Raw genomic sequence first — 7,077 nt, 5'->3', positions numbered from 1 at the left:
CGCGCGTGCAGGTTCCGGGGCGGCTTCGCGGCGGGCCGCGGGCGACTCCACCGCGCCGGCATCCGCGCGTTCGTACTGGGCGCGGAACTTCGACAGCAGTGGGAGCCCGAGTTGCTGCGAAAGTTGCTCGATTTCCGTGGTGCCGTAGGCGAGCGCGACGGGCAGGACGCCGGCGTCGCGCAGCGCATCGACCAGCGCACGCGCGGATTCGACGTCCGGCGTGCGCGTCAGCCCGCCGAAATCCACCACCACCGCCGCACGCGCGAACAGGTTCGGCGCGCGCTTGACGCGGTCGCGCATTTCGTCGGCCAGTTTGGCGACGTCCAGCGTGCGTACGCGCAGGTTGGCGATGCCGACCTGGCCGATCTTCAGTTCGCCCGCGGGCTCGTAGTCCATCGCGGCGCTCATGCGCGGCCTCCGGCCTTTCGCGCGCTGTCGAGACGCAGCGTGCGGGGCGTGTGTATCCACGGAGCGTCCGGGAGGTCGCGGCCGTAGGTTTGGCTGATCCACGGATAGCTGCACAGCGGTTTCATCAGCATCGACGCGCGCAGCCCGGTTTCTTCCATCACCTGTTGGCCGACTTCGTGGAAACCAAAGGTGCCGTGGAAGAGAAGAACCGGGTCGATGCTGCCCTGCAGCAGCACTTCGCAGGCCATCTGCGGGTAGCGCAGTTCGGCGTAGCTCTGCGCATCGGCGTAGAACGCGCGGCCCACGCCACCGCCACGTCGCCGGCTGGCGACGACGATGCGGTCGATATAGAAGAACTCCGAATGCCGCTCGCGAAACCAGCGGAAATTCGAGCTGTCGTGGTCGGCGGCGTCACCCATGCCGACGAGGAAACCCGTGAGCATCCCGTCGCGCTCGGCGACACGGAAGTACTCGGCACACTCGTAGAAGTATTGAAGGCGCTTGGCATCCAGCGGAAGGATCGCGGGGCCGGCGGCGTTGTTGAGGGCTAGGACGGAATCCAGCTCGTGCTCGTGCACGTCGCGGACGACGATCGACATTCTTCCGGCTCCGTGGAGTGCAGCCGGCCAGTTCGGCGCGGCGGCGGATTATCGCACGGCCCACCGGCGGGGCCAGCGCCGCTTGGCATGACTTTCGGCCGGAGGTCACATTGGAAACCGGGCGTACGATGCTGTCATGCCCGTCCAACTGAACCATACCCGTCTGCTTCGCTACTCAGGTCTCGCGACCTGGGCGATGGTCGGGCTTCCGCTGCTCTACATGTCGTTCGGCCCGGACGTCCCGGCCGACGACCTCGCGGGGGACGAGGCGCTCGGCCCCCGTTCGATGTCGATGCTCGGCTGGGGCGTGTACCTGCTCTTCGGCGTCAGCTACTTCTGGCTGACGCGTGGTCTGGGCCGGCGCAAGACGCGCGCGGTCGATGTCGTCGGCCTGCTTCTCCTGACCGCCAGCGCCATCGGCGTGAGCTACTACAACCGCAGTGGCCTGGGCAGCGTGCTGCTGATGACGGCGGCCTGCCTGCTGCCCTGGCTGCTCCCGCTACGCGCCGGCATCGCGTGGCTGGTGGTGAGCCAGTTCGCGGTGATGCCGGTATTCGTCTACGGCTTCCACTTCCCCTTGTTCGAAGCGCTGATGCAGTCGCTGCTGTACACGGGCTTCTCGGTGTTCGTGTTCGCCACCAGCCTGATCGCCCGCCAGCAGGCCGACGCGCGCGAGGAGCAGCGCCGGCTCAACGCCGAACTGCGCGCGACGCGGCTGCTGCTCGCGGAAAGCGCGCGCGTCAACGAACGCACCCGCATCTCGCGCGAGCTGCACGACCTGCTCGGCCACCACCTGACCGCGCTGAGCCTGAACCTCGAGGTGGCCGGCCACCTGTCCGAAGGCCGCGCCAAAGAGCATGTCCTGCAGGCGCATACGCTCGCGCGGCTGCTGCTCACGGACGTGCGCGAGGCCGTGAGCCAGTTGCGCGACGGTGGCGCGATGGACCTCTCGGTCGCGCTTCGACCGCTGGCCGAAAACGTGCCATCGCTCGACATCCACATGGACATCGAGTCGCCTCTCACGCTCGACGATCCCGAGCGCGCCCACGTCCTGCTTCGCTGCACGCAGGAGATCATCACCAACGCCGTGCGCCATTCCGGCGCGAACGACCTGTGGCTCACCGCGCGCCGCGAGAACGCGACGATCGTGATGACGGCGCGGGACGACGGCCGCGGCGCCGACCTGCTGGTCGCCGGCAACGGGCTGCGCGGCATGCGCGAGCGCCTCGCGCAGTACGGCGGCAGCCTCGATATCGAAACGCGACCCGGTGACGGCTTCCAGCTCCGGCTCGTCCTGCCAATCGCGGCCGCCACGGCCGTACGAGAAGGAGTTCCCGCATGACAGCGCCGACCGACCGTCCCATCCGGGTCATGCTCGTCGACGACCAGAACCTCGTCCGCCAGGGCGTGCGTTCGCTGCTCGGGCTGGCCCCGGGGATCGAAGTCGTCGCCGAGGCCGCCGATGGCCGCGAGGCGATCGAGACCATCCCGCAGATCAAGCCCGACGTCGTACTTATGGACATGCGCATGCCCGTCATGTCCGGCCTGGAGGCCGTTCAGACGCTGGCGCGGCTGGGGCAGCTGCCGCCCACGATCATCCTCACCACCTTCGACGACGACCAGCTGGTGCTGGCCGGCATCAAGGCCGGCGCCAAGGGCTACCTGTTGAAGGACGTCTCCCTCGACCAACTGGTCGGCGCGATCCAGGCCGTGGCCGGCGGCGGCTCGCTCGTGCAACCCGCCGTGACCCAGCGCCTGCTGTCGGGGCTGGAGCACATGCGCAACGACTTCGTCAGCCTCGATCGCCCGGACCCGCTGACGGAGCGCGAAACCGAAATCCTGCGGCTGATGGCGGGCGGGTTCTCGAACAAGGAAATCGCCAATTCGCTCGGGGTGGCCGAAGGCACGATCAAGAACCACGTCTCCAACATCCTGTCGAAGCTGGGCGTACGCGACCGCACTCGCGCGGTCCTGAAGGCCTTCGAACTCCAGCTGGTCTGACGGAGTGCCGCCGCGCCCGGTAGCCGCATCGGCGCCAGAAGGGTCTTCCGGGGGCGCGCACGGGGTGCGGCTTTCGACGGCGTCGGGGGGCGATTGCGCCCGTGAAACACGGCCGTTGCTGACGCGTTCGCATAAATACCTCCCCGGCGTTCACGCCAGCGCCGCTGTCTTGCTAGGATTGTCGGTCTGCGCCCGGTCATCGACGGCGGCGCGGGCCAGGCCCCGGAGACCCTCTGAATGACCCGTTTGATCGAGATCCTGATTTCCATCGCGATCGTGTTCGCGCTTTTCGTCATCGTGGGCGTGTTCCTGCCCAGCAGCCGCCACCTCTCCGAGTCGGTGCAGACGAACCGCCGTGTGGCGATCGCCTACGACATGCTCAACAACGTCCGTCGTTTCACTGACTGGAACCCGGTCCTGCTCCACGACCCGGCCGCCAAGGTCGAGCTTTCCGGCAAGGACGAGGGCGTCGGCGCGAAGATCGCTTACCAGTCCAGCGTCCGCGGCGTGGGCAATGGCAGCTGGACGATCACCGAGAGCGAGCCCAACAAGCGCGTGCTCTACGCGATCGAAACCGGTACGCCGGGCAGCAACAAGCGCAGCGAGTTCACCCTGCAGGCGGTCGGTAACCGCGGCCGCAACACGCAGGTCACGCAGACCTACGATGTCGACTACGGCTTCAACCCGATCGCGCGCTACGCCGGCCTGTACGTGAGCAACAGCGTGGGCGAGGACATCAAGCTCGGCCTCGGCCGACTTGCAAACGCCCTTTCCGGCGTGCCGAACATCGACTACAGCCAGCTTCCGAAGGAATACGAGGCCCCGCTGCCGTCCCTGGGCCAGCGCCCGGCCGAGACGCTGCTGACCGTCGGCGCCGTGGTGCCGATCGACCGCGACAAGATCAAGGCGCAGATGAACTCGAACCTCGAGTGGATCCGCAAGGTGATCGCGTCGAACGGCCTCGAGCAGGCGGGCCCGGTGCGCATCCTCACCAACGAGCAGGGCGCGGCGAACTATTCGTTCGACGTCGCGGTGCCGGTGAAGAAGGGCGGCGTATCCGAGAACATCCAGGGCATCAACACCAGCGGCACGCCGGTGAAGGTCGCCTACAACAACGCGTCAAAGGTCGCCGGCACCACGTTCAAGGGCGACATGGGCAACCTGCAGCACCTGCGCGACGCGATCCGCGCCTGGTCGCTCACGCATGGTTACGCCACGGTCGACCGCCCGTACGAGATCTGGACGGGTGGCATCGACGCGGGCTTCTCCGACCAGGGCCAGTTCACGGTCCAGTGGGCGGTCAAGTAATCCCGACCGACTTCGAAGGCGCGCCGCTTGCGGCGCGTTTTTCGTTGTGCGGCCCGGTTTCAAGCCGCGCGCCCGAATGAAGTTTCACGGCGCCACGTCCGACCGCGACAGCGCGCGCTGGCCGGGCGCCCTCGGGGCGCTTTCGGGCGCATCGGGCGTCGGGCTCGCGGCTTACGCCGCGCACGTGGCCACGGGTGACGCGCAGCGCTGGCTCTACACGGCCGCCGCGATGGCGCTGGTGCACGGAGCGTTGCTGGTCGGATACGTGCCGCACGGGCGACGTCTCGGCATGTTTGCGCGCGTGGCACTCGTCCTCGGGATCCTCCTGTTCTCCGGAAGCCTTGTCGCGGCGCACGCCTTCGGCATGGCTGCGCGTCTCGCACCCGCCGGCGGATTGCTACTGATCACGGGTTGGCTGCTCGTCGCCGTCGACCGGGCGCGCGGCTGACGATGCCTCGTTGGTCGCGCGGGTTCGACGTTGACGCCGCGGCGCGCCACCTGCGTCGGCACGACCCCGCGCTCGCAGCCTGGATTCGCCGGATCGGACCCATCGCCGCGGAGCCGCGATGGCGGCGGCCGTTCGATCCTGTCGATGCACTGGCGCGCGCGATCCTCTATCAGCAGCTGTCCGGAAAAGCCGCGGCGACGATCGTCGCGCGCGTTGAAGCCGCGATCGGAAGCGCGCGCCTGCATGCCGACACGCTGGCCCGGTGCGACGACCCCACGCTGCGCGCATGCGGTGTATCCGGCAACAAGCTGCTGGCACTGCGCGACCTGGCGCAGCGCGAGTCGCTCGGCGAGATCCCGACACTGAGACAGATGTCGGTGATGGACGAAGCAGCGATCGTCGCGGCGCTCGTGCCGATCCGCGGCATCGGGCGGTGGACGGTCGAGATGATGCTGATGTTCCGCCTCGGCCGGCCAGATGTGCTGCCGGTCGATGACCTCGGCATTCGCAAGGGTGCACAGCTCGTCGACGACCTCGAGTCGATGCCCACGCCAAAGACGCTCGCGGAACGCGGCGAGGTGTGGGGGCCCTTTCGCACCTACGCCAGTCTATATCTGTGGCGAATTGCCGATTTCGCGGCACCCGCGCCGCGCGTGCCGGTCAAGCGTTCCCAGGGCTGATCGCGCGGCGGGTGCAGTCGCGTCGCGTCTGCAGCAGCGAACCCTGTTGTCGACCCTCGATCCGGCCCGTCGTCAGCCGCGATGGCACCAGTGCCACGGCTCGTAGACGATCCCGTGCGGGTTGCCGCGCGGATAACTCATTTCGAAGCCGTACGCGCCGGCGTTGTCGCGGAGCCACGCGAAGGCGGGGGAGGCTTCGAACGATTCCTCGGCCGGCGGCTCACCCGGGCTGGCGATGTCGAGCGCGCGCCCGGAATGGTGCTCGCTGTAGCCGGGCGCGGCGTTCACCGTCAGGATCTCGGCCACGCTCTGTCCGCGCGCCCGCTTCCGTTCGAAGATGCCGAGCTGGTAGGCATGGCTGCGATATCCGGAGATCGCCTCCAGCATGATGTCGTCGCGTCGCGCGGCGTCCTGCATGCAGCGCCAGTCCCGTGCTGCAGTCTCGCGCAGCCACAGCGGCCGGCGATAGCGATCGAAGCCCGCGAAGGCGAGGGCGCCCGGCTCGGCGACGAGTGCCAGGCCCGTGCGACTGGCGTAGGCATCGGCGTCGAGCCCAAGCGCATGGAGACGCTGCGCGATCCGCGCAAGCGGCAGGTCGCGATCGTCGACGTGCGCGCCTCCCGGATGCGACAACTTCCGCAACGCATCCTGGATGCCGGGTTCGCGATGCCAGCGGGGCAGCATCGGCTGCACGCCGTCGGCGGTGGACGCCGCGAGGAAACGACCGTCGCACTTGCGACGCAGCACGTGTCGCGCCCGCGACAGCAGGCGGGCATCGGCGTTCGAGCGCGCGTGCAACAGATGCGCCGGCCAGAGTTCGATCTCGGGCGTGTTCAGCAGGACAGTCGGTCGGCCGCGCATGCGTCGCAGGTTAACGGTCTGCGCGCGGCTTGGCGACGGAATCACGCGGCATCTTCGGACGCCCCGTCACTTGCGTTCGCCGATCCACGCAGCGATGTCGCCGATGATCCGCGCGTCGACATGGCCGGCGGTCTGGTAGTCCTGCAACGTGGGCGCGCCGGTGCCGGCGATGCCCAGGTGGTTGACGTCGGGATAGAAGCGCAGCGTCGCGCGCGGATCGTGGCCGAGCGCGGCCTGCCACAGCGTCCAGTCGGCGCCCGTCACCTGGAAATCCCGGCCGCCCTGCAGCAGCAGAAGCGGCAGCTTGAGTGCGCGCGCGTCGGCCACGGGATCGATCGAATCGATCGATCGCCAGTACGCCGCCGGCAAACCGAGCGGTGCTTCGGATGCCGCCAGCGGTCGGCCCGCGCGGATTCCCGCGATCATCGTGTCGAGGTTCGCGAGCGCGCTCTTTTCCTGCTCGCTGATCGCGCCGTCGAGCCCGGCGAGATAACGGCTCTGCTCGGGCAGCAGGTCCAGGAGGCGACGCGCGGGCGAGGCGAGCATCACGACGCCCGCGACGTGCCCCGATCGCGTGGCGATGCGCGGCGCGAGCATTGCGCCCTGGCTGTGGCCCAGCACGAAGACGCGCGCCGGGTCGATGCCGGCCTGCGCACGCAGCATGTCGACGGCGGCGACGGCGTCATTGGTCGTTTCCTGGTCAACGTCGATGTCACGCCCGGCGAACTCGCCGGGATGCGCGTGCGTGCGCTTCTCGTACCGCAGCACCGCG

8 protein-coding genes and 1 pseudogene are annotated in these 7,077 nt (G+C 68.7%); 5 read left to right on the top strand and 4 right to left on the bottom strand.

All coding sequences use genetic code 11. The features are described 5' to 3' along the window. Positions 1–408, bottom strand: a pseudogene (gene minC / locus FW784_RS11210) (septum site-determining protein MinC); the annotation flags it as partial. Beyond that, the gene (locus tag FW784_RS11205; RefSeq protein ID WP_149353428.1) at positions 405–1,007 is read right to left on the bottom strand and encodes a GNAT family N-acetyltransferase; all 603 of its coding nucleotides are present in this window, start codon (positions 1,005–1,007) and stop codon (positions 405–407) included. The pseudogene minC and the gene FW784_RS11205, both read right to left, overlap by 4 nt. Before the next feature lie 136 nt (positions 1,008–1,143). On the opposite strand from FW784_RS11205, the gene FW784_RS11200 reads away from it, so the two are divergent. From FW784_RS11200 to FW784_RS11180, 5 genes are all read left to right on the top strand, one after another. Continuing rightward, a complete protein-coding gene (locus FW784_RS11200; protein WP_149353427.1) occupies positions 1,144–2,349 on the top strand; it encodes a sensor histidine kinase in 1,206 nt (401 codons plus the stop codon). Then, on the top strand, positions 2,346–3,008 hold the full coding sequence (locus FW784_RS11195; RefSeq protein WP_149353426.1) for a response regulator: 663 nt from the start codon (positions 2,346–2,348) through the stop codon (positions 3,006–3,008). Before FW784_RS11200 ends, FW784_RS11195 begins: the two co-directional genes overlap by 4 nt. A 237-nt stretch (positions 3,009–3,245) precedes the next feature. Then, positions 3,246–4,316, top strand: coding sequence for a polyketide cyclase (locus FW784_RS11190; protein WP_149353425.1), 1,071 nt, complete (start codon positions 3,246–3,248; stop codon positions 4,314–4,316). Between the two features lie 76 nt (positions 4,317–4,392). Continuing rightward, positions 4,393–4,764 (top strand): DUF423 domain-containing protein, encoded by a 372-nt coding sequence (locus FW784_RS11185; protein WP_187770784.1) that lies wholly within the window; start codon positions 4,393–4,395, stop codon positions 4,762–4,764. Between the two features lie 2 nt (positions 4,765–4,766). Further along, positions 4,767–5,444 carry a DNA-3-methyladenine glycosylase family protein gene (locus tag FW784_RS11180; protein WP_149353423.1) on the top strand — a complete coding sequence of 226 codons (678 nt, stop codon included), beginning with the start codon at positions 4,767–4,769 and terminating at the stop codon, positions 5,442–5,444. 72 nt (positions 5,445–5,516) lie between these two features. Here FW784_RS11180 and FW784_RS11175 read toward each other — a convergent pair whose 3' ends face one another. Next, complete coding sequence (locus tag FW784_RS11175; protein WP_149353422.1) at positions 5,517–6,305, bottom strand: M15 family metallopeptidase; 789 nt, start codon at positions 6,303–6,305, stop codon at positions 5,517–5,519. A gap of 66 nt (positions 6,306–6,371) precedes the next feature. Then, the coding region (locus tag FW784_RS11170; protein ID WP_149353421.1) for an alpha/beta hydrolase family protein at positions 6,372–7,077 on the bottom strand (706 nt) is incomplete at its 5' end.

The sequence above is a fragment of the Cognatilysobacter lacus genome, from assembly GCF_008274655.1.
GTDB lineage: Bacteria > Pseudomonadota > Gammaproteobacteria > Xanthomonadales > Xanthomonadaceae > Cognatilysobacter > Cognatilysobacter lacus.
Note: the sequence above shows the minus strand (reverse complement) of the source record. Positions and strands in the feature narration are given on the sequence as shown.